General features: G+C 51.3%; 21 protein-coding genes. 7 read left to right on the top strand and 14 right to left on the bottom strand.

Annotated elements, in window-relative coordinates; all coding sequences use genetic code 11:
* Positions 1-90: 90 nt before the first annotated feature.
* From C2U43_RS12045 to sad, 5 genes are all read right to left on the bottom strand, one after another.
* Positions 91-618 (bottom strand): GNAT family N-acetyltransferase, encoded by a 528-nt coding sequence (locus tag C2U43_RS12045; RefSeq protein WP_103285195.1) that lies wholly within the window; start codon positions 616-618, stop codon positions 91-93.
* Between the two features lie 80 nt (positions 619-698).
* Positions 699-1058 (bottom strand): DUF4186 domain-containing protein, encoded by a 360-nt coding sequence (locus tag C2U43_RS12040; RefSeq protein WP_008784753.1) that lies wholly within the window; start codon positions 1056-1058, stop codon positions 699-701.
* Positions 1058-1984 (bottom strand): glutaminase B, encoded by a 927-nt coding sequence (gene glsB / locus C2U43_RS12035; RefSeq protein WP_103285194.1) that lies wholly within the window; start codon positions 1982-1984, stop codon positions 1058-1060. The genes C2U43_RS12040 and glsB overlap by 1 nt, the downstream gene beginning before the upstream one ends.
* Before the next feature lie 62 nt (positions 1985-2046).
* On the bottom strand, positions 2047-3624 hold the full coding sequence (locus tag C2U43_RS12030; protein ID WP_103285193.1) for a methyl-accepting chemotaxis protein: 1578 nt from the start codon (positions 3622-3624) through the stop codon (positions 2047-2049).
* Between the two features lie 103 nt (positions 3625-3727).
* Positions 3728-5116, bottom strand: coding sequence for a succinate-semialdehyde dehydrogenase (gene sad, locus C2U43_RS12025; protein WP_103285192.1), 1389 nt, complete (start codon positions 5114-5116; stop codon positions 3728-3730).
* A gap of 102 nt (positions 5117-5218) precedes the next feature.
* Between sad and ptrR the strand changes: the two genes are divergently transcribed.
* Positions 5219-6094 (top strand): putrescine utilization regulator PtrR, encoded by an 876-nt coding sequence (ptrR, locus tag C2U43_RS12020; protein ID WP_048214206.1) that lies wholly within the window; start codon positions 5219-5221, stop codon positions 6092-6094.
* A gap of 222 nt (positions 6095-6316) precedes the next feature.
* On the top strand, positions 6317-7513 hold the full coding sequence (locus C2U43_RS12015) for a sugar transporter (protein WP_032943422.1): 1197 nt from the start codon (positions 6317-6319) through the stop codon (positions 7511-7513).
* A 43-nt stretch (positions 7514-7556) separates the two neighbouring features.
* Here the strand turns inward: C2U43_RS12015 and C2U43_RS12010 are convergent, their stop codons facing one another.
* Complete coding sequence (locus C2U43_RS12010) at positions 7557-8222, bottom strand: MarC family NAAT transporter (RefSeq protein ID WP_003832936.1); 666 nt, start codon at positions 8220-8222, stop codon at positions 7557-7559.
* Positions 8223-8479: 257 nt separating this feature from the next.
* On the opposite strand from C2U43_RS12010, the gene marR reads away from it, so the two are divergent.
* From marR to marB, 3 genes are read left to right on the top strand one after another with little or no spacing between them, the layout of a single operon-like run.
* On the top strand, positions 8480-8914 hold the full coding sequence (marR, locus tag C2U43_RS12005; RefSeq protein WP_103285191.1) for a multiple antibiotic resistance transcriptional regulator MarR: 435 nt from the start codon (positions 8480-8482) through the stop codon (positions 8912-8914).
* Positions 8915-8932: 18 nt separating this feature from the next.
* A complete protein-coding gene (gene marA / locus C2U43_RS12000) occupies positions 8933-9316 on the top strand; it encodes an MDR efflux pump AcrAB transcriptional activator MarA (RefSeq protein WP_003032424.1) in 384 nt (127 codons plus the stop codon).
* 30 nt (positions 9317-9346) lie between these two features.
* A complete protein-coding gene (marB, locus tag C2U43_RS11995; protein WP_003832934.1) occupies positions 9347-9565 on the top strand; it encodes a multiple antibiotic resistance protein MarB in 219 nt (72 codons plus the stop codon).
* 29 nt (positions 9566-9594) lie between these two features.
* Here marB and eamA read toward each other — a convergent pair whose 3' ends face one another.
* Positions 9595-10494: an O-acetylserine/cysteine exporter gene (gene eamA, locus C2U43_RS11990; RefSeq protein ID WP_103285190.1), complete on the bottom strand. Its 900-nt coding sequence runs from the start codon at positions 10492-10494 to the stop codon at positions 9595-9597.
* A 198-nt stretch (positions 10495-10692) separates the two neighbouring features.
* On the opposite strand from eamA, the gene ydeE reads away from it, so the two are divergent.
* Positions 10693-11880, top strand: coding sequence for an efflux MFS transporter YdeE (ydeE, locus tag C2U43_RS11985; protein ID WP_060682224.1), 1188 nt, complete (start codon positions 10693-10695; stop codon positions 11878-11880).
* A gap of 40 nt (positions 11881-11920) precedes the next feature.
* On the opposite strand, the gene urtE is transcribed toward ydeE, so the two are convergent.
* The 5 genes from urtE to urtA are packed head-to-tail and all read right to left on the bottom strand — an operon-like array spanning position 11921 to position 17388.
* The gene (gene urtE / locus C2U43_RS11980; RefSeq protein WP_060682225.1) at positions 11921-12619 is read right to left on the bottom strand and encodes an urea ABC transporter ATP-binding subunit UrtE; all 699 of its coding nucleotides are present in this window, start codon (positions 12617-12619) and stop codon (positions 11921-11923) included.
* Between the two features lie 9 nt (positions 12620-12628).
* Positions 12629-13426 (bottom strand): urea ABC transporter ATP-binding protein UrtD, encoded by a 798-nt coding sequence (gene urtD, locus C2U43_RS11975; RefSeq protein WP_048235402.1) that lies wholly within the window; start codon positions 13424-13426, stop codon positions 12629-12631.
* On the bottom strand, positions 13426-14499 hold the full coding sequence (gene urtC, locus C2U43_RS11970; protein ID WP_008784742.1) for an urea ABC transporter permease subunit UrtC: 1074 nt from the start codon (positions 14497-14499) through the stop codon (positions 13426-13428). The genes urtD and urtC overlap by 1 nt, the downstream gene beginning before the upstream one ends.
* Positions 14499-16073, bottom strand: coding sequence for an urea ABC transporter permease subunit UrtB (urtB, locus tag C2U43_RS11965; RefSeq protein ID WP_103285189.1), 1575 nt, complete (start codon positions 16071-16073; stop codon positions 14499-14501). The genes urtC and urtB overlap by 1 nt, the downstream gene beginning before the upstream one ends.
* Before the next feature lie 43 nt (positions 16074-16116).
* Complete coding sequence (gene urtA, locus C2U43_RS11960; RefSeq protein WP_103285188.1) at positions 16117-17388, bottom strand: urea ABC transporter substrate-binding protein; 1272 nt, start codon at positions 17386-17388, stop codon at positions 16117-16119.
* Between the two features lie 486 nt (positions 17389-17874).
* Between urtA and mgtS the strand changes: the two genes are divergently transcribed.
* The gene (gene mgtS, locus C2U43_RS11955; RefSeq protein WP_003032406.1) at positions 17875-17970 is read left to right on the top strand and encodes a protein MgtS; all 96 of its coding nucleotides are present in this window, start codon (positions 17875-17877) and stop codon (positions 17968-17970) included.
* 284 nt (positions 17971-18254) lie between these two features.
* Here mgtS and C2U43_RS11945 read toward each other — a convergent pair whose 3' ends face one another.
* Together C2U43_RS11945 and C2U43_RS11940 are read right to left on the bottom strand one after the other, a co-directional pair.
* Positions 18255-19181 (bottom strand): diguanylate cyclase, encoded by a 927-nt coding sequence (locus tag C2U43_RS11945; RefSeq protein ID WP_103285187.1) that lies wholly within the window; start codon positions 19179-19181, stop codon positions 18255-18257.
* A gap of 155 nt (positions 19182-19336) precedes the next feature.
* Positions 19337-19597 carry a hypothetical protein gene (locus tag C2U43_RS11940; protein WP_103285186.1) on the bottom strand — a complete coding sequence of 87 codons (261 nt, stop codon included), beginning with the start codon at positions 19595-19597 and terminating at the stop codon, positions 19337-19339.
* Positions 19598-19615: the final 18 nt, after the last annotated feature.

Below are 19615 nucleotides of genomic sequence, written 5' to 3'. Positions count from 1 at the left end.
GATTAGTCATACAACCTGATTGAATTGGTCCAATAGGTTAGCAAACTTTAATACATTGAAACCCTGTTTTGATCAATCCCCGGCGACAAATTAGAGCGTTTTATAGAAAAGTGTGGTTCCGGTCAGCATCCCATCGGGCATTTGGGCATAGTCAGGTATCACCCCTACCTTTTTCCACCCACAATTGTGGTAGAACAACTCCGCACCACTGCCCGTCGCCGTATCAAGCACCAGCACCGTTTTACCTTGTTGACGCGCGCAACTTTCCAGTTCGTTCATCAATTCACGGGCCAGGCCACCGCGTCGCGCTGAGGGGTGAACCAGCAGTTTGGCGACATCAGCACGATGAGGTTGATTTTCGGGTTGATCGATAATGAGTTGGACGGTACCGACAAGCACCCCCTGCGCATTCTGCATACCAAGAACGATCCGTTCTCCGCGAGAAACACTTTGCGCGACCTTCATCCAGAAAGGCTCTGATTTTTCGCGATTAAAGGGCAGCATAAAACTGATGGAGGCGCCGTCATTGACGCACTGTTCAAGAACATCGCTGAGCTCGTCGATTCGCGACAGAATCTGTGCCGCGCTCAGCACAAAGCAGGGTTTGCCGGAAGCCATGGTTTCTCCTTAGATTGACCCCTTCATACTGCTTTTAACAATTACACAACACAAGGGGGCATATCATAGGATAATGTTATCTATGGCTTGTTCATTTGGAGCACTAACCAGTGGTAAATAACCGTGACAACGTAACGTTGCTGTTCATCGTTTAGCGCTACACCCTGAGGTATATCATGCCATTTCGCCAGACACCCTCGACAGCACGTCGCCGTAGCATGTTGAGCAATAAATACCGGGTGACCACGCATAGGAGTCTGTTTTCCATCATTGGCGGGAAACGCAGGTGCCAGTCGTTTAGCTATAAAATCCGCAGCATGTTGTTCGATAACTGGCGCCCCTTTATCCAGACAATACTGCCTTTCTTTCTGACCAAGACGAAACCGCGAGCGAAACGTTGATTTCGCCAACCGGGCAAAAAGAGGATCGAGCGTTTTCATCAGTAAACCGAGCGCCCCAGCTGTTGTGTTAATTGCTCCAGCACGGCGATACCGGCCAGTGAATTTCCCGCCGGATCCAGTTCCGGACTCCAGACAGCAATCGCCATCTCGTGTGGCACGATCGCCACGATGCCGCCACCCACGCCTGATTTCGCCGGAAGCCCGACCCGCCAGGCAAATTCCCCTGCGTTCTGATACATGCCGCTGGTCGCCATCAGCGCATTGATCTGCCGGGCCTGCATCGGAGTGACCACAGGCTCAGTAAGATGAAAGGCATGCCCTTGATTTGCCAAAAAGACAAAAGTCCGCGCCAGTTCCACACAGCTCATTTTCAGCGCGCAGTAGTGAAAATAGTTCTGCAAAACGGTGGGCACGTCATGGTGAAAATTGCCGAAGGATTTCATCAGCCAGGCAATAGCGGCGTTACGCGCCGAGTGCTCAAACTCCGATCGCGCGACCGTCGCATCATAGGCGATATCCGAAACGCCGCTTAATGTCCGCACCACTTCCAGCATCCGTTGACGCGGTGCGCTTAGACGCCCTTGCAGCATATCGCAAACCACCAGCGCCCCGGCATTAATAAAGGGATTGCGAGGGATACCCTGCTCCATTTCCAGCTGCACCAGGGAGTTAAAAGGATGACCGGAAGGATCTTTGCCGACGCGCTGCCAGATCTCCTCTTCCTGATAGTGACGCATCGCCACGACCAGACTGAGCACCTTTGAAATCGACTGAATAGAAAAACGTTCTTGCGCATCTCCCGCCTGATAGTGCTGTCCATCAACGGTACAGATAGCAATACCCAGTTTTGAACCGTCGACGGAGGCTAATGCCGGAATGTAATCAGCGACCTTACCCTGACCAATCAGCGGACGAACCTGCTGCACAATAGTCTCTAAAATTGAATTGTCCATGGCCCTGGCCACAACATGCTCCTTGCTCGCAGGTATGAAAGGCCTGCGAGTATAACAGAGCTGAATACGCAGCGTCAGGCCGGAAGGCGGAATCTGGCCACGGCCTGCATAAGCTGGTTAGATTCATGGTGAAGCTGTAAGGAAGAATCAGATGCAGCATTCACCAGATCACTGGTTTGTCGGGCTTCGCCGTTCAGGACATGGAGCTGACGGGTTAACTGATGAATACTGTTCCCCTGATTTAACGTTGCAGTCGAAATGTCGTTCAGTAACGCGCCGAGGTTTTCCACCAGTGCGATAACCTGCTGCAAATTCTTATCCAGTCCGTTAACCGCGTGAAAGCCCTCTTCAATGCCCTGTAAGGAGTGTTTAATCAGTGTCTGAATGTTTTGCGTAGACTGACCGCTTTTCCGCGCCAGCAGCCCAACTTCTTTCGCAACTACGGCAAACCCGCGCCCTTGCTCCCCGGCATGTGCTGCCTCGATTGCGGCGTTGAGAGCCAGGATATTTGTCTGAAATGCAATGTTGTCGATAAGCGTTGTAATCCCTCGCATTTCAGACGAGCGAGTCACAATCGCCTGCATTGACGCATTTACCGTCGCCATCATTCGGTCTCCACCTGCCGCAATATCACGCGCCTGCACTGCGCGTTGATTCGCCAGTTCAGCAAAGCCACTGTTATCCTCAACATGCGTTTCCAGAACCGAAATATGCGATGTCACAGTGCTCAACTCTTCACTTTGTTTTGCCGACTGCTGGTATAGTTGTTTATTGTTCTGCGCAAGTTCGTTGATATTTCCTACCATTGCGGTGGTGGCATTATTCACCTGCCGCACCAGCGCGCAGAGCCCCTGCTGCATTGCAGCAATACGCGAACTTAATTGCGTCACTTCCCGATTAAACTGACTCACCTGCGGGGCTGGCCGAGAAAGATCACCCGCCGCTAAAATATCGATATGATCGATCAGCCGTCGCAGCGGCATAATCACCCAACGGAACATACTACGCCAGACCAGAAAGGCGATAGCCACCAGCACCAGAGGAATAAACAAAAATAGATTCTGTAAACGCTCAAGACTGGTCAACAGCTGCTGACGCCCAGCTTCCGCATGTCGCCCACTGTCCTGCTGAAAGCGCGCGTAATTACCGTTAAAGTCTGTCTGAAAGGCCTGCACGGGTACGGCAAAAAACGCATCAATGGAACCTGACTGCGTCAGCCCATCCGCCTGCTCCTGAATACCGCTATAAAAACGCTGATAGCTCTCCGTTAGACCCGGGTCCGACTGCGGCTTCATATCCCGCCAGGCATCCCATGCACTTTTTGACTGCGCCAGCGCCCGGTATGCCTCTTCCATTAACGGACGCCAACTCCCGTCCGAACCGGTGGCGGCATCCTGCATAAAATAAATTCCCGCACGGTTAAGTAAATCGCTGGCAGATAATAACGCCACCCGCGCTTCATCGACCTTTGCCTGCTGCAAAAGCGCGAGTTGATTACGCCCTTCATTATGCTGTGCGTCGCTGACTGAGGCCGAGAGCATCAAGGAGGACACGACCTGCAAAACAGAGAACAGCGCAATAATGCAAAAAATGCCGGTTAACAGACCGAACTGACGGGGTATTAGACGATGGAAAATTTGCGTTATGTTCATATTACTCTTCTGTATCAAAGCGTTAGCCGCGAGTGTACGGAGAGTAAATGACAGAAAAATTGCAGAAATAAGACAGGTGCCCCCAGCGGAGGCACCCACACCATCAAAGGCGGTTTTTCCAGACGGTCTGCACGTTACAAAACTCATGCAGGCCAAAGTGAGAAAGTTCGCGGCCAAAGCCACTTTTCTTCACACCACCAAACGCAACGCGAGCATCGCTGGCGCTGTAACCATTGATAAATACGCCACCACACTCCAGGCGTGACGCCATCTTCTGCGCCAGCGCTTCATCCGCAGTAAACACCGTGGCGGATAAGCCGAAATCACTGTCATTCGCGAGCGCTAAGGCATGTTCAGCATTCTTCGCCACGGTAATTGCCGCAACCGGACCAAACAGCTCCTGGCGGAACGCCGTCATCTCTGGAGTGACATCGCCCAGTACCGTCACGGCATAGTAATTGCCCTGACCAGCAATTTTTTCCCCGCCGAGAAGTAACCGTGCCCCTTCGGCAAGGGTAGCTTCTACCTGCTGGTGCAGCTCATCACGCAGATCAAATCGCGCCATCGGCCCCAGATCGTTTTCTTCGTTCAGCGGATCACCCATTTTGAGCGCGCTCGCAGCGGCCACAAAGCGTGAAGTAAACTCTGCCGCAATCCCTTCTTCAATAATAAAGCGCTTGGCTGCCGCACAAACCTGCCCGGTGTTCTGATAACGCCCAGCGACCGCCGCCTTAACGGCCAGATCGAGGTCAGCATCATTGAGGACAATAAACGGATCGGAGCCGCCCAGTTCAAGCACACATTTTTTCAGAGCGGCCCCAGCCTGAGCGCCAATCGCCGCACCGGCACGTACACTGCCTGTCACCGTTACCGCCGTAATACGCGGGTCATTGATCATCTGACTGACCCCAGCGTTATCGGCATTAACCCAACCGTAAACCCCCGCGGGTACACCAGCATCAGCGAAAACCTGCGCAATAATTGCAGCACAGCCGGTTACGTTTGGCGCATGCTTTAACAGGTAGCCATTTCCGGCCAACAGAATCGGGACGGCACCTCGCATTACCTGCCAGAGCGGGAAGTTCCACGGCATGATCGCCAGAATGGTTCCTAGCGGACGATATTCAATCACTGCCTGGTTATTCTCCACCAGCGTAGGTTCCGGATTGAGCATCGCCGGTCCATGCTCGGCGTACCAGTCACACAATGCAGCTGACTTGGCGACTTCAGCACGCGCCTGCTTAATGGGTTTACCCATTTCACGTGAGATACACTGCGCCATCTCTTCCGCACGATGGCGCAGAGATTGCCCGATCTGGCGCAGCGTTTGCGCACGGTGCTCAACGGAAGTATGTTTCCATTCGCTATAGCCATTCGCGGCAAGGTTCAGCGCATGATCAATCTCTTCCGCGCTGGCCCACGGCGTCGCCGTCAGCCTTTCACCGCTGGCAGGGTCAATGGAAATCGCATGTGTTGCTGCTGTGATAGTCATAAGTGCCTCTCTTTATCGCAGGGTATGGTTATATCATGAGCATATTTACTCTTTCTGAAAAATGAATAATATTAACCATACCATTCACGAATAGAGAAGATTATGGATCTGACGCAGCTGGAAATGTTCAATGCCGTCGCGGAGACTGGCAGTATTACGCAGGCCGCCGCGAAGGTGCATCGCGTGCCATCCAATCTCACCACCCGTATACGTCAGCTTGAAGCCGACCTGGGCGTTGATCTGTTTATTCGTGAAAACCAGCGCCTGCGGCTTTCCCCATCCGGGCACAACTTTTTGCGCTACAGCCAGCGGATCCTGGCACTGGTTGAGGAAGCCAGGATGGTCGTCGCCGGGGATGAGCCACAAGGACTCTTCTCTCTCGGCTCGCTTGAAAGTACAGCAGCAGTTCGCATCCCCGCTACGCTGGCTGAATATAATCAGCGTTACCCCAAAATTCAGTTCGCGCTGGCGACAGGTCCTTCAGGCACAATGCTGGACGGCGTACTCGACGGAACATTGAACGCGGCCTTTGTCGATGGCCCAATTACCCATCCGGGACTTGAAGGAATGCCGGTCTACCGTGAAGAGATGATGATCGTGACGCCGCACGGCCATCCCCCCATTCAGCGGGCCAGCGACGTCAACGGTTGCAGTATTTACGCCTTTCGCGCCAACTGTTCCTATCGCCGCCATTTTGAAAGCTGGTTTCATGCCGATCGCGCCATGCCCGGCACCATTCATGAAATGGAGTCATATCACGGCATGCTGGCCTGCGTCATTGCCGGTGCGGGTATCGCACTAATCCCGCGATCGATGCTGGAGAGTATGCCAGGGCATCATCAGGTCAACGCCTGGCCGCTAAGCGAGAACTGGCGCTGGCTGAATACATGGCTGGTCTGGCGCAGAGGTGCAATGACACGTCAGCTGGAAGCGTTTATTGAGGTGTTGAACCCTCAGTTATCACAGAGCCCGGAGTAACTGGCAATCCTCAAAGAACATGAATACCTGTAAATCCGGGTGAAGTCATACGCCCGGAATTTCATTATTATTGAAATACTTAAAAATACGAGGAATGTTCGGCAGCACATTGTGGCGCCCTGCCAATGAAATGAGATCCACATCACAAAATGATTGTATTTTCGCCAGCAAACGTTTTAAGATCGTGGCCTTACCTTTTCGCAGCTAATCCTCTTATTTGATATGACAACAGACACTGTTTCCCGCAAGGTCGCGTGGCTACGGGTAGTTACGCTTGCCATTGCCGGTTTTATTTTCAATACCACCGAGTTTGTCCCTGTCGGCTTGCTGTCCGACATCGCACAAAGTTTTAATATGCAGACCGCTCAGGTCGGGATCATGCTGACGATCTACGCCTGGGTTGTCGCCCTGATGTCGCTCCCTTTTATGTTACTTACCAGTCAGGTGGAGCGCCGAAAACTGCTGATCTGTCTGTTTGTTGTGTTTATCGCCAGCCATGTGCTCTCTTTCCTGGCATGGAATTTTACCGTGCTGGTAATTAGCCGTATTGGTATTGCTTTTGCGCACGCTATTTTCTGGTCGATTACCGCATCGCTGGCGATCCGCCTGGCCCCTGCCGGTAAACGTGCACAGGCTCTCAGCCTGATTGCCACCGGCACCGCGCTGGCGATGGTGCTTGGCCTGCCAATCGGACGTATCGTCGGTCAGTATTTTGGCTGGCGCACGACCTTCTTCGCCATCGGTATGGGGGCGTTAGTTACCTTGCTTTGCCTGATAAAGCTCCTGCCCAAACTCCCCAGTGAGCACTCCGGCTCTTTAAAAAGCCTGCCGGTGTTATTCCATCGTCCGGCATTGATGAGTCTGTATCTACTGACGGTGATTGTGGTCACCGCACATTACACGGCCTACAGCTATATCGAGCCGTTTGTGCAGACCGTCGCGGGTCTGAGCGCAAACTTTGCTACCGTGCTGTTGCTGGTTCTGGGTGGCGCGGGAATTGTCGGTAGCGTCATTTTCGGTAAGCTGGGGAATCTGCATGCGTCAGTGCTGATTAGCAGTGCCATTGCCCTGTTGACGGTATGTCTGGTGCTGTTACTTCCCGCTGCTGACAGCGAAATGCACCTTGCTGTCCTGAGTATTTTCTGGGGCGTCGCCATCATGCTGATAGGTCTGGGAATGCAGGTGAAAGTGCTGGCGCTTGCTCCGGATGCGACTGACGTCGCAATGGCACTGTTCTCAGGTATCTTTAATATCGGTATTGGCGCTGGTGCGCTGGTAGGCAATCAGGTGAGTTTACACTGGTCGATGTCTACGATTGGTTACGTCGGCGCAGTGCCTGCCGTTGCCGCGTTGATATGGTCGGTGATTATCTTTCGTAAATGGCCGGTATCGTTGGAAGAACAGCCTCAGCATTCGTGAAAAATGCGCCCGGTAGACATTAACGATTACCGGGCACAGCGTTCTAAGCGTAGGTTTTAATAATTTCCAGCACGCCGTTAATAATAAACTGCACGCCCATACACACCAGTAAGAAGCCCATCAAACGAGAAATCGCTTCGATACCACCTTTGCCGACGAGGCGCATGATCCCCCCGGAACTGCGCAAACAGCCCCACAGGATAATCCCAACAACCGCAAAAATAATCGGCGGTGCGACCATGATCACCCAGTCCGGAAATTCGGAACCATGACGCACGGTTGACGCGGAACTGATGATCATCGCAATCGTCCCCGGACCGGCAGTGCTTGGCATAGCCAACGGTACAAAGGCGATATTGGCAGTCGGCTCGTCTTCCAGCTCTTCTGACTTACTTCTCGCTTCCGGAGAATCATGCGCCTTCTGCTGCGGAAACAGCATCCGGAAGCCGATAAACGCAACGATTAACCCACCCGCAATACGTAGTCCGGGAATCGAAATCCCGAAGGTATTCATCACAAGTTGCCCGGCATAGTACGCCACCATCATGATGGCAAACACGTAAACGGACGCCATGAGTGACTGACGGTTACGCTCTGCGCTGTTCATATTGCCGGCAAGGCCAAGGAACAACGCTACGGTGGTTAACGGGTTTGCCAACGGTAACAGGACTACCAGCCCAAGTCCTATCGCTTTAAACAAGTCCATCATAATGTCATCTTTCCTGTGCGTTAATCGTCAACGGCAAGTATACGGTGAAATCCGCGAGATAAGCCATTTTCGCGATGTAAGGATTCATTTTTCATCCACGCGTATAAACCATAATTATCAGATCGTTAAAATTTCACTCATCGGATGTTGAGTCTGATGATTTAACAAAACGTGGCATTTGCTGACTCATTCATTTGACTTATATTTGCCTAAGCAATAATATCAGCCGTGACTAACTACTTGCCAGGGCAACCATTGTGAAAAACACCAGTGATCTGTTTAACGAAATAATCCCACTGGGTCGTTTGATCTATATGGTTAATCAGAAAAAAGATCGTTTGCTAAACGACTATCTGTCACCGCTGGATATCACGGCATCGCAGTTCAAGGTGCTCTGCTCCATCCGTTGCGCGGTGTGCATCACCCCTGTCGAATTGAAAAAAGTGCTGTCTGTCGACCTTGGCGCCCTGACGCGAATGCTGGACAGACTGGCCTGTAAAGGCTGGATCGAAAGGCTTCCGAATCCACATGACAAGCGTGGCGTGCTGGTGAAACTCACTGAGCATGGCGCAGCAATTTGCGAGCAGTGTCATCAATTAGTAGGGCAAGACCTGCACCAGGAACTAACAAAAAACTTAACGGCGGATGAAGTAGCCATACTTGAGCACTTGCTTAAGAGAATCCTGCCGTAAACAGAAAGAGGTATGACGATGTCCAGACGCAATACTGACACAATCACTATTCATAGCATTTTGGACTGGATCGAAAATAACCTTGAATCGCCGCTCTCGCTGGAAAAAGTGTCTGAGCGTTCAGGTTACTCCAAATGGCACCTGCAACGGATGTTTAAAAAAGAAACCGGCCATTCACTGGGTCAATACATTCGCAGCCGTAAAATGACTGAAATAGCGCAAAAATTAAAAGAGAGTAACGAGCCCATTCTTTATCTGGCAGAGCGTTACGGTTTTGAGTCTCAGCAGACGCTGACCCGGACATTCAAAAACTATTTTGATGTTCCGCCGCATAAGTACCGTATGACGAATATGCACGGTGAATCACGCTATTTGCTTCCACTCAATCAATGTAATTGCTAATCGCCAGTTAACGACGTAACCGAGGAAATCATGAAACTTCTGTCTTATGCAATGCTGGCCCTGCTGTTTGTTGTTTCGGGCCAGAGCATGGCGGAACAGACCGCGCAACCTGCCACCCAGAACAGTCGCGACGCGATGATTATGCCCCCTGCGCACGATCAGTCCCCGTTCGATTTTAATCATATGGGTGCAGGCAGCGACAAGTCCGACGAACTAGGTGTGCCTTATTACAATATGCGCAACCTGTAATTATATTGCCCCGCCACTGCGGGGCTTTTTTAGCCCCTCACCGACGCAACCTTACGCAACCGAAAGCCAAACACATTGATATACAACCCTGCCATGATCAGTAGCGCACCGAGCAGTTGCAATCCGGTCAGCGTTTCATCCAGCAGCACGACCGCACTCGCCAGTCCAACGACCGGCACCAACAGCGACAACGGCGCGACACGCCAGGTTTCATAGCGTCCGAGTAACGAACCCCAGATACCGTAACCCACAATGGTCGCCACAAACGCCAGATAAACCAGTGAAAGAATGGTGGTCATATCTATCTCCACCAGACTGTGGGTCATTTGCGTTGGACCATCCAGAATCAATGATGCCAGGAAGAATGGAACAATGGGAATTAACGCGCTCCATACCACCAACGACATAACGGCCGGACGCGATGTATGCTGCATGATTTTTTTGTTAAAGATATTACCGCAGGCCCAGCTTAGCGCCGCCGCCAGCGTCAGCATAAAACCGAGCATGCCAACATGCTGACCGTTCAGACTAGCCTCAATCAGTACCAGCACGCCAAATACCGCCAGCGCAATCCCAACCAATTGTTTACCCTGCAGGCGCTCACCGAAAGCAAATGCGCCCAGAACAATGGTAAAAAACGCCTGAGCCTGCAATACCAGAGAAGCTAACCCTGCAGGCATGCCGAATTTGATAGCGCTAAAGAGAAATGCGAACTGCCCAAAACTGATGGTCAGGCCATAGCCTAGCAATAACGAAAGTGGGATTTTCGGCCTGGCAACAAAGAGTATTGCCGGAAACGCCACCAGTAAAAAACGTAATCCCGCCAACATTAGCGGTGGCATATTGTGCAGACCCACTTTAATAACGACAAAGTTCAGTCCCCAAACCACGACAACCAGTAACGCTAACAACCCGTCTTTACGCGACATACCACCGCCCCTGCAAATATTAAATTTTTGTAAACAAGTTAAAGTAACGGAAATCGTTGTGCCGTAACAGATCATTATTTCAGGTAGGCCACGCAAGGCATTTTCGGACAACTTATTGAGTGTACATCACAGTTTTGGCATGCTATTTGTTTCTTATATCTAAAAAAAACATAACAACATGCATTGTCGGGCAGGCAAATGAATATCTCCTTGAGAAGGTCCACTCTCGCGTTACTCGCGTCATCATTATTATTAACAATTGGCCGTGGCGCCACTCTGCCGTTCATGACGATTTACCTTAGTCGGCAGTATCATCTGAGCGTTGACCTGATCGGCTATGCGATGACGGTCGCGCTGACCATTGGCGTGGTGTTCAGCCTTGGCTTTGGTATTCTGGCCGACAAGTTCGATAAAAAACGCTATATGCTGCTGGCAATTTGTGGCTTTGCTTCTGGCTTTATTGCAATCCCGCTGGTGCATAACGTGGCGGTAGTGGTTTTACTCTTTGCCCTGATCAACTGTGCCTACTCCGTCTTCGCCACGGTGCTGAAGGCCTGGTTTGCCGATAATCTGTCTGCCACCAACAAGACTAAAATTTTCTCGCTTAACTATACCGTGCTGAATATTGGCTGGACCGTTGGTCCACCGCTGGGCACTCTACTGGTGATGCAAAGCATTAACCTGCCATTCTGGCTGGCTGCCGCCTGTTCAGCATTGCCACTGGTGTTTATCCAGACCTGGGTAAAACGTTCGACAGCACCATCAGAAGGTTTAAACGCCGCGGTGTGGTCCCCTTCGGTACTCCTGCGCGACCGGGCATTATTTTGGTTTACGTTATCGGCCTTTCTGGCATCGTTTGTTGGCGGTGCTTTTGCGTCCTGTATTTCGCAATACGTTATGGTGGTAGCGGATGGCGATTTTGCCGAGAAAGTGGTAGCAGTCGTCCTGCCCGTTAACGCCGCCATCGTAGTATCACTGCAATACGCACTTGGCCGCAGGCTCACCGCCACGAATATCCGCCCGTTGATGACAGTGGGTACAGTCTTCTTTGTCGTTGGCCTGGTCGGTTTCGCTTTCTCCGGCAACAGTCTGTTGTTATGGGGAATTTCTGCTGCCTTTTTCACTATCGGCGAAGTCATTTACGCGCCGGGTGAATACATGCTTATCGACAACATCGCGCCAGCAGGCATGAAAGCCAGCTATTTTTCCGCCCAGTCGTTGGGCTGGCTTGGCGCAGCGGTTAACCCATTAGTCAGCGGCGTCATTTTAACCACATTGCCGCCATGGTCGCTGTTTGTCGCGCTGATAGTGGCGATCGTTCTTGCCTGGGCGCTCATGATAAAAGGCATGCGCGCCAAGCCCTGGGGGCAGACGGTGGTCTGTTGATGAGTATAGCGACAGAGCCGAAGCCGCTCTGTCGCATACCTCAGATTGCAACCAGTCCCCGAACGCCCTCGGCCTCCATATTTTTACCATCGCCGCTTTGAATAATGCTGCCCCGCGACATGAGCAGGTATTTGTCGGCCAGCTGCTGCGCAAAATCGTAGAATTGCTCCACCAGCAAAATAGCCATATCCCCCCGGTGCGCCAGTTGAGAAATCACCTGACCAATCTCTTTAATCACCGACGGCTGGATCCCTTCCGTTGGCTCATCAAGAATCAACAACTGTGGGCGACTTGCCAGCGCTCGTCCAATGGCCAGTTGCTGCTGTTGCCCGCCGGACAAGTCTCCGCCACGCCGATGCTTCATCTCCTGTAAAACAGGAAAGAGCGCGTAAATATCATCAGGCACATGCCGGGCCTCCGGTGCTGAAAAACGGGAAAGACCGAGCAGCAGATTCTCTTCGACCGTCAAACGCGGAAAAATATCACGCCCCTGTGGGACATACGCCACACCGGACCGGACCCGCTGATGCGGCTTCCAGTGAGTGACATTTTTATCCTGCCAGAGCACGCTTCCGCTACGGGCCGGAATAAGCCCCATCAGACACTTTAGTAGTGTTGTTTTCCCCACGCCGTTACGCCCCAGCAAGCATGTTACCTCACCGATACGCGCTTCAAAGCTCACCCCACGCAGAATATGGCTGCCACCATAATATTGATTCAGTTCTTTCACCTGCAGCATGTAAACTCCTTAACGCCCGAGATAAACTTCAATAACCTGCTCGTTGGCCTGCACATCGCGAAGACTCCCCTGAGCGAGGACACGTCCCTGATGTAATACTGTGACGCGATCGGCAATGGTTTCAACAAATCCCATATCGTGCTCAACAACCATCAGAGAGTGCTTACCCGCAAGCTGGCGAAACAGCTCCGCCGTGTATTCCGTTTCCGCATCCGTCATCCCCGCCGCGGGTTCATCCAGTAGCAGTAAATGCGGCTCCTGTACCAGCAGCATGCCAATTTCGAGAAACTGTTTTTGCCCATGCGAAAGCAGACCGGCGCGGCGGGCCCGCTCATTACCCAGCCGCAACAGCGCCAGTACTTCATCAATACGATCCCGTTGTTCGCCTGAGAGTCGTGCCCGTAGTGACCCCCAGACAGATTTATCATTTTTCAGCGCCAGCTCCAGGTTCTCTTCCACCGTTAATGCTTCAAATACCGTGGGCTTTTGAAATTTCCGTCCAATCCCCTGACGCGCGATGGCAATGGGATCCAGCGTTGTTAAATCGGTCGACTGATCGTATATCGCACGACCACTTTGCGGTCTGGTTTTACCGGTTATGACATCCATTAACGTCGTCTTCCCGGCGCCGTTAGGGCCAATAATACAGCGCAACTCCCCGACGCCAATATTGAGCGAGAGATCCGTTAACGCCTGGAATCCGTCGAAATTAACGTTAATTTTTTCCAGTTGGAGCACTGGGTCCGTTTGTTCGCGAAACCGATCGCCCGGCATCTGGCGAGTAAAAAGTCCTTCATCCGGCTGCATTATTTGTCTCCTTTGCGAAACAGGCCAATCACACCACGGGGTAAAAAAAGCGTAACGCCAATAAAGATCAGGCCAAGAAACAGCTGCCAGTATTCCGGCATAATGACGGTAAACAGGCTTTTAGCACCGTTCACCAGTACAGCGCCAAATACCGGGCCGATCAGGGTTCCACGTCCGCCGAGAGCAACCCAAATCGCCGCTTCAATCGAGTTGGTCGGCGACATTTCGCTGGGGTTGATAATCCCTACCTGCGGGACATAAAGCGCCCCGGCCAGGCCGCACAGTACAGCGGAAAGCGTCCACACCAGTAACTTGAAACCTTTCGGATCGTAACCACAGAACATCAAACGGTTCTCGGCATCGCGTACGGCGGTCAGAATACGCCCAAACTTACTGCGTGCCAGCGCAAGTCCCAGCCATATTGCCAGCACCAGCAGCATAACCGTCGCCAGAAACAGCGCGATCCTGGTGGACGTCGCGGTCACCGGAAACCCCAGAATGGTGGTAAAACCGGTAAAACCGTTATTTCCACCAAAGCCGGTTTCATTGCGGAAAAACAGCAGCATTCCGGCGAAAGTCAGGGCCTGGGTCATGATGGAGAAATAGACACCTTTGATTTTTGAACGGAAGGCAAACCAACCAAATACCAGCGCCAGCAGGCCCGGCACCAGAACAACCAGCAGCATCGCCCAGAGAAAATGTTGCGTCCCCCACCAAAACCAGGGCAGCTCGCTCCACGACAGGAACGACATAAAGGCCGGTAATCCTTCGCCGGAAGCCTGGCGCATCAGGTACATTCCCATCGCATAGCCCCCCAGCGCGAAGAAGATACCGTGTCCCAGCGAGAGCATTCCGGCATAGCCCCACACCAGATCCAGCGCAACGGCCACAATGGCATAGCAGAGAATTTTCCCGGCCAGCGTCAACGTCCACACCGATATGGCCAGCGGATGCTCCGCAGGTAACAGCGCAAGAAACGGCAGAATAATCAACGCCAGCAGTAAGCCCAGACCCAGCACGCGTGTTGTACGCGGCGCTTTACGCGCCAGCGTTATTGTCATTGGCATCGTCATCAGTCAATAACCCTCCCTTTCAGCGCGAACAGTCCCTGAGGTCGTTTCTGAATAAACAGAATGATCAACACCAGGATCATGATTTTGCCAAGAACCGCCCCCACCTGAGGCTCCAGAATTTTATTGAAGATCCCCAGCCCAAAAGCTGCAGCCACGCTCCCGGCAAGCTGTCCAACGCCGCCCAGTACCACCACCAAAAACGAATCGATAATGTAGCTTTGCCCCAGCTCCGGTCCTACGTTACCTAGTTGCGAGAGCGCCACACCTCCCAGTCCGGCAATTCCTGAACCAAGGCCAAAGGCCAGCATATCGACTCGTCCGGTAGGTACGCCGCAGCAGGCCGCCATATTGCGATTTTGCGTCACGGCACGCACGCGCAGCCCGAGGCGCGTTTTGTTCAACAGCAGCCAGGTGAAGAACAGCACCAGCATGGCAAAGCCAAGCACCACTATTCGGTTCCACGGCAATATCAGATTGGCATAAACCTGAATGCCGCCGGAAAGCCATGCCGGATTGGCGACTTCCAGGTTTTGCGCGCCAAAAGTCATACGCACCAACTGGATGAGCATCAGGCTGATACCCCAGGTCGCCAGTAGCGTTTCAAGCGGACGGCCATATAAATGGCGTATCACCCCACGCTCGAGCAGCATTCCTACTGCCGCAGTCAGCAAAAAGGCGACCGGAAGTGCAATAACCGGATACCAGGCTAACCCATGCGGGAAAAACTGGCCCATAAGCTGTTGCACCATCCAGGTACAGTACGCCCCAAGCATTAACATCTCGCCATGCGCCATATTAATGACGCCGAGTAGCCCGTAGGTAATAGCCAGCCCCAGTGCCGCCAACAGCAAAATTGAGCCCAGCGACAGTCCCATGAAAGCCTGCCCAAGAAGATCCCCAACCTTCATGCGATGCGAGATGGAATTCAGACTTTCGTCAGCGGCAGCACGCACTCGGGCATCGGGTTCATGTTCAGCCCTGGTGAATAGCTGCAGGCGCGCCTGAGTTTCAGGATCATTTGACGCCCCTAATAGTTCGATTGCCTGAAGCCTGACTTCCGGCGAGGTGCTACCCAATTGCAGATTTGCCAGTACAATAGCGAGTGCGAATTTCACATCACCATCTGACTCCTGAGCCAGTCGTTGTTGTAAAAACGGCAGCATGTCCGGCTGCGCCTCACGCTGTAATGTACGAGCTGCCTCCTCCCTTACCGTGACACTGTCACTTAAAAGCTGATGGACAGCCAACGCTCCGGCTACCAGATTACGCAGGCGGTTAGTCAGGCGAATTTTTTTTAGCTCGCCGTTTGGGGCTATCGCTGTTCCTAACGGCTGTACGTGCGAGCCGTTCATGATAAAGGCATTTTTCGTGTTATCGGTCAGCAGGTTCTCATCTCGCAGTGCGCTGAGCAGCGGGATGCGCTGAACGTCAGGATTCACCGCCCATTGTTCAAGCAAGGCGCCCTGCTGAGCACGGTTGGCGGCGGTAAAGGTATCAGCATCTGCGGCCTGGGCTATCCACGGCAAAAACCACATCAGCAACAACACACCACGAATAAAGCGCATAGCTTTCATGAGCGTTCTCCAAAGCATTACCCTCCCGCAGGAGGGCGTTAGATCAGTTGCTGGCGGTTTTCACTGGCTGTTCAGATTTTTTATCATTACCAGCGATGTACGGACTCCACGGCTGGGCGCGGACCGGCTCATCGGTTTGCCACACCACGTTAAACTGGCCGTTGCCTTCAATCTCGCCAATCATGACGGGTTTATGCAGGTGATGGTTGGTCGCATCCATGGTCAGGGTAAAACCTGATGGCGCAGCGAAGGATTGCCCCGCCATAGCTGCACGAACTTTATCCACATCGGTAGTTCCGGCTTTTTCTACCGCCTGCGCCCACATATGCAGGCCAACATATGTGGCTTCCATTGGGTCGTTCGTCACCACCGAATCAGCATTCGGTAATTTGTGCGCTTTGGCATACGCCCGGTAATCAGCGACAAACTTTTTGTTGGCCGCATTATCGACGGACTCAAAGTAGTTCCAGGCGGCAAGGTTACCCACCAGCGGTTTGGTATCAATACCGCGTAGCTCCTCCTCACCCACGGAAAAAGCCACCACCGGCACATCGGTGGCTTTCAGCCCCTGATTCGCTAACTCTTTATAGAACGGTACGTTAGAATCCCCATTGATGGTTGATACCACCGCCGTTTTTCCCCCTGCGGCGAATTTTTTAATGCTGGCGACAATGGTCTGGTAATCGCTGTGTCCGAATGGGGTGTACACCTCTTCGATGTCTTTATCGGCGACCCCTTTTGAGTGCAAAAAAGCGCGTAAAATTTTGTTGGTCGTGCGCGGATAAACATAATCCGTGCCCAGCAGGAAGAAGCGTTTCGCGCTACCGCCGTCCTCGCTCATCAGATACTCAACCGCAGGGATCGCCTGCTGATTGGGGGCTGCGCCGGTATAGAAGACGTTAGGCGACATCTCCTCACCTTCATATTGCACCGGGTAAAACAGCAGACCGTTTAACTCTTCAAATACCGGTAGAACCGATTTACGCGAAACCGATGTCCAGCAGCCGAAAACTGCCGCCACCTTATCCTGACTCAGCAGTTGTCTTGCTTTTTCAGCAAATAACGGCCAGTTCGAGGCCGGGTCAACCACCACCGGTTCCAGCTTTTTACCCAACACACCGCCCTGAGCATTTATTTCATCGATGGTCATCAACGCCACATCTTTTAGCGGCGTTTCGGATATGGCCATCGTGCCGGATAACGAATGCATGATGCCAACCTTAATGGTGTCGGCTGCCTGAACGCTAAAACTCACGCCCATTGCGACAACAGAGGCAGAAAATGCAAAAGCTTTTAAAAATGTACGACGCTGCATAGTTTCACTCCTGAAATTAGACTTGCTGAAAGCTCCGGTGCAGCCGGGCAGACAAAAGGGTGCAAATTAAGGGTGTTCAGAAGTGATAAGGCAAAAACAATGCCAGATATTAAAACCTCATATAAAATCAATAAATTAGCATCTCGCACACATAAATCAGTATTACATTTTCCCGCAAAAAGGATTAATCACACGAAAAATTGAACCACCATGAGACAACTCTGCATTATAAACGTGCAACAATCTGTATCAGCAGCACACCGTCATAACAGCGTCTCAGGGTTTAAAAACAGAGTTATTTGTGCGCAGATAAATGTGTCTCGTCACTATTATTTATTTTATTCGACGTGATCATGTCAAAAATTTACTTTTCAGTCGAAATAATCACACAGTTCAGCCTTTGTTTAAGATTGAATTGCTACTATAGTCATAAGCGAGGTGAACTTAAGGTAAGAGAGGAAACTCACAGATAAAGGAGCATTTACTATGCTGGGTAATATGAATATTTTTATGGCTGTTCTGGGAATTATTTTATTTTCCGGTTTCCTGGCCGCGTATTTTAGCCACAGATGGGATGATTGATGAACGGAGATAGTCCTGCACCGACCCGGCCCCTTGTAGCGTAACTGCACAAGGGGCCATTTTTTTACCTGAATCGCACTCGCTGTGCCTTTTTCCTGATTTACAGATAAAAAAAACCGCCGGATAAACCAGCGGTAAATGCTTGCATGGATAGATTTGTGTTTTGCTTTTATACGCTATCTGGCAATTCCCTGCGAAGATAACGGATAGTCAGCTAACCTATCATCGACAACCCCAATGAAAGTTAAACGAAACGCAACTACCTCAAAGCGTTTTTCGAAAACTCACGCACTGAGGGGATACGAGGTTCCGTCATTGGTGTCCACCAACGCAATTTGCTCATTTTCATCCATAAACATGCAGCGATTCCTGCCGGTCTGTTTCCCCTGATACATCGCCCTGTCGGCCCGACCAAGCGCGGTATCCAGCGTTTCACCCTGTTGAACCCGGGTTATGCCTGCCGTCACCGTGATACCGATCTCTCCCTCAGCGTAGGGAATTTTTTTCTGACCAATCAGACGACAAAGTCGCAAACCCGCCTGGCATGCCTGCTCGTCCGTTTTTGTCCTGATGATGATAATGAACTCTTCTCCACCGTAGCGGTACGCCGCCTCATCATATCGCGTCCATGACAATAAATTTGATGCCAGAGCCCGCAATACCACGTCACCAACCAAATGGCCGTAGGTATCGTTAACGTATTTAAAACGATCGATATCTAACAACAATATATAAAGATTAAGCGGTTCGGCATCGAGCAACTGCCGATCAAAAGACTCATCGAGCATTCTTCTGCCAGGTAAACCTGTTAATGCGTCGATATTACTGCGGATACTCAATAAATATATTTTGTAGTCCATTACAGATGAGGTAAATGCCAGCAGCGCGTCCTGGAAGCTGTCGAAATGCCATGAATGGCTACGATTCTCCACGATAGCCATTAGCAATTTCTTGCCTGATAAATGCATTTTTTCGTGGGTGGCGCTTATCTTGCTTACGTAACTACAATCATCCTCATTGTACCGTGATTGATTATCAAGCCACTGTCCAAATCGACAAACAAAATGCGAGTTTTCACCCATAATATCTGGCTGCGTAACATCTGAAGACACCACGCAGCGGAACATGGTCACTAACCATTTGTAGTGGGCATCAATGGATTTGTTCAACTCAATCAAAATTGCATCTATTTCCTTCGTATTTCTCATCATCACGTTCTCCCTCCCTGTTCGAGCGTTTCTGATGGAATTATCTTAACGATAAAAAAGAAAATTTATGTAAATTTTTTAATAGTAATTAATAAATCGTAATTAACAGGATATTACGCTATACCATCTGGTGTGGCATAGCGTTGTCACTAAAGCGGTCAAACCAATAACGGTTCATTCAGCATTTCATTAAGCCCAATCACCTCTAATTGATCGGATGTGTAGGTCTTGTCGCCTCTGGCATATTGATACGCAGAACCATGGGAAAACCCGGATTCACGCGCTTCTTTATACCGTGCGATGATTTCAGCATTTGAGCGTGAAACATGTGGCGTAAACGGAGTGACGCTGGATTGCACAATTGTACTATCTGCACATCCGGACATAACAAGCACAGCTATTAGAAACCCTATTTTCATTAACAATTACCTGAGAAA

Origin of the sequence: Citrobacter freundii complex sp. CFNIH9, from assembly GCF_002903305.1 — a bacterium.
GTDB lineage: Bacteria > Pseudomonadota > Gammaproteobacteria > Enterobacterales > Enterobacteriaceae > Citrobacter > Citrobacter portucalensis.
The sequence above is the reverse complement of the archived record's forward strand: the minus strand, read 5'-3'. Positions and strand labels throughout refer to the sequence as shown.

Excerpts from the sequence above, each read along its gene's own strand:
- C2U43_RS12045 (WP_103285195.1), bottom strand. The coding sequence starts at position 618 with ATGGCTTCCGGCAAACCCTGCTTTGTGCTGAGCGCGGCACAGATTCTG.
- C2U43_RS12040 (WP_008784753.1), bottom strand. The coding sequence starts at position 1,058 with ATGAAAACGCTCGATCCTCTTTTTGCCCGGTTGGCGAAATCAACGTTT.
- C2U43_RS12030 (WP_103285193.1), bottom strand. The coding sequence starts at position 3,624 with ATGAACATAACGCAAATTTTCCATCGTCTAATACCCCGTCAGTTCGGT.
- sad (WP_103285192.1), bottom strand. The coding sequence starts at position 5,116 with ATGACTATCACAGCAGCAACACATGCGATTTCCATTGACCCTGCCAGC.
- ptrR (WP_048214206.1), top strand. The coding sequence starts at position 5,219 with ATGGATCTGACGCAGCTGGAAATGTTCAATGCCGTCGCGGAGACTGGC.
- C2U43_RS12015 (WP_032943422.1), top strand. The coding sequence starts at position 6,317 with ATGACAACAGACACTGTTTCCCGCAAGGTCGCGTGGCTACGGGTAGTT.
- C2U43_RS12010 (WP_003832936.1), bottom strand. The coding sequence starts at position 8,222 with ATGATGGACTTGTTTAAAGCGATAGGACTTGGGCTGGTAGTCCTGTTA.
- marA (WP_003032424.1), top strand. The coding sequence starts at position 8,933 with ATGTCCAGACGCAATACTGACACAATCACTATTCATAGCATTTTGGAC.
- marB (WP_003832934.1), top strand. The coding sequence starts at position 9,347 with ATGAAACTTCTGTCTTATGCAATGCTGGCCCTGCTGTTTGTTGTTTCG.
- eamA (WP_103285190.1), bottom strand. The coding sequence starts at position 10,494 with ATGTCGCGTAAAGACGGGTTGTTAGCGTTACTGGTTGTCGTGGTTTGG.
- ydeE (WP_060682224.1), top strand. The coding sequence starts at position 10,693 with ATGAATATCTCCTTGAGAAGGTCCACTCTCGCGTTACTCGCGTCATCA.
- urtE (WP_060682225.1), bottom strand. The coding sequence starts at position 12,619 with ATGCTGCAGGTGAAAGAACTGAATCAATATTATGGTGGCAGCCATATT.
- urtD (WP_048235402.1), bottom strand. The coding sequence starts at position 13,426 with ATGCAGCCGGATGAAGGACTTTTTACTCGCCAGATGCCGGGCGATCGG.
- urtC (WP_008784742.1), bottom strand. The coding sequence starts at position 14,499 with ATGACGATGCCAATGACAATAACGCTGGCGCGTAAAGCGCCGCGTACA.
- urtB (WP_103285189.1), bottom strand. The coding sequence starts at position 16,073 with ATGAAAGCTATGCGCTTTATTCGTGGTGTGTTGTTGCTGATGTGGTTT.
- urtA (WP_103285188.1), bottom strand. The coding sequence starts at position 17,388 with ATGCAGCGTCGTACATTTTTAAAAGCTTTTGCATTTTCTGCCTCTGTT.
- mgtS (WP_003032406.1), top strand. The coding sequence starts at position 17,875 with ATGCTGGGTAATATGAATATTTTTATGGCTGTTCTGGGAATTATTTTA.
- C2U43_RS11945 (WP_103285187.1), bottom strand. The coding sequence starts at position 19,181 with ATGATGAGAAATACGAAGGAAATAGATGCAATTTTGATTGAGTTGAAC.
- C2U43_RS11940 (WP_103285186.1), bottom strand. The coding sequence starts at position 19,597 with ATGAAAATAGGGTTTCTAATAGCTGTGCTTGTTATGTCCGGATGTGCA.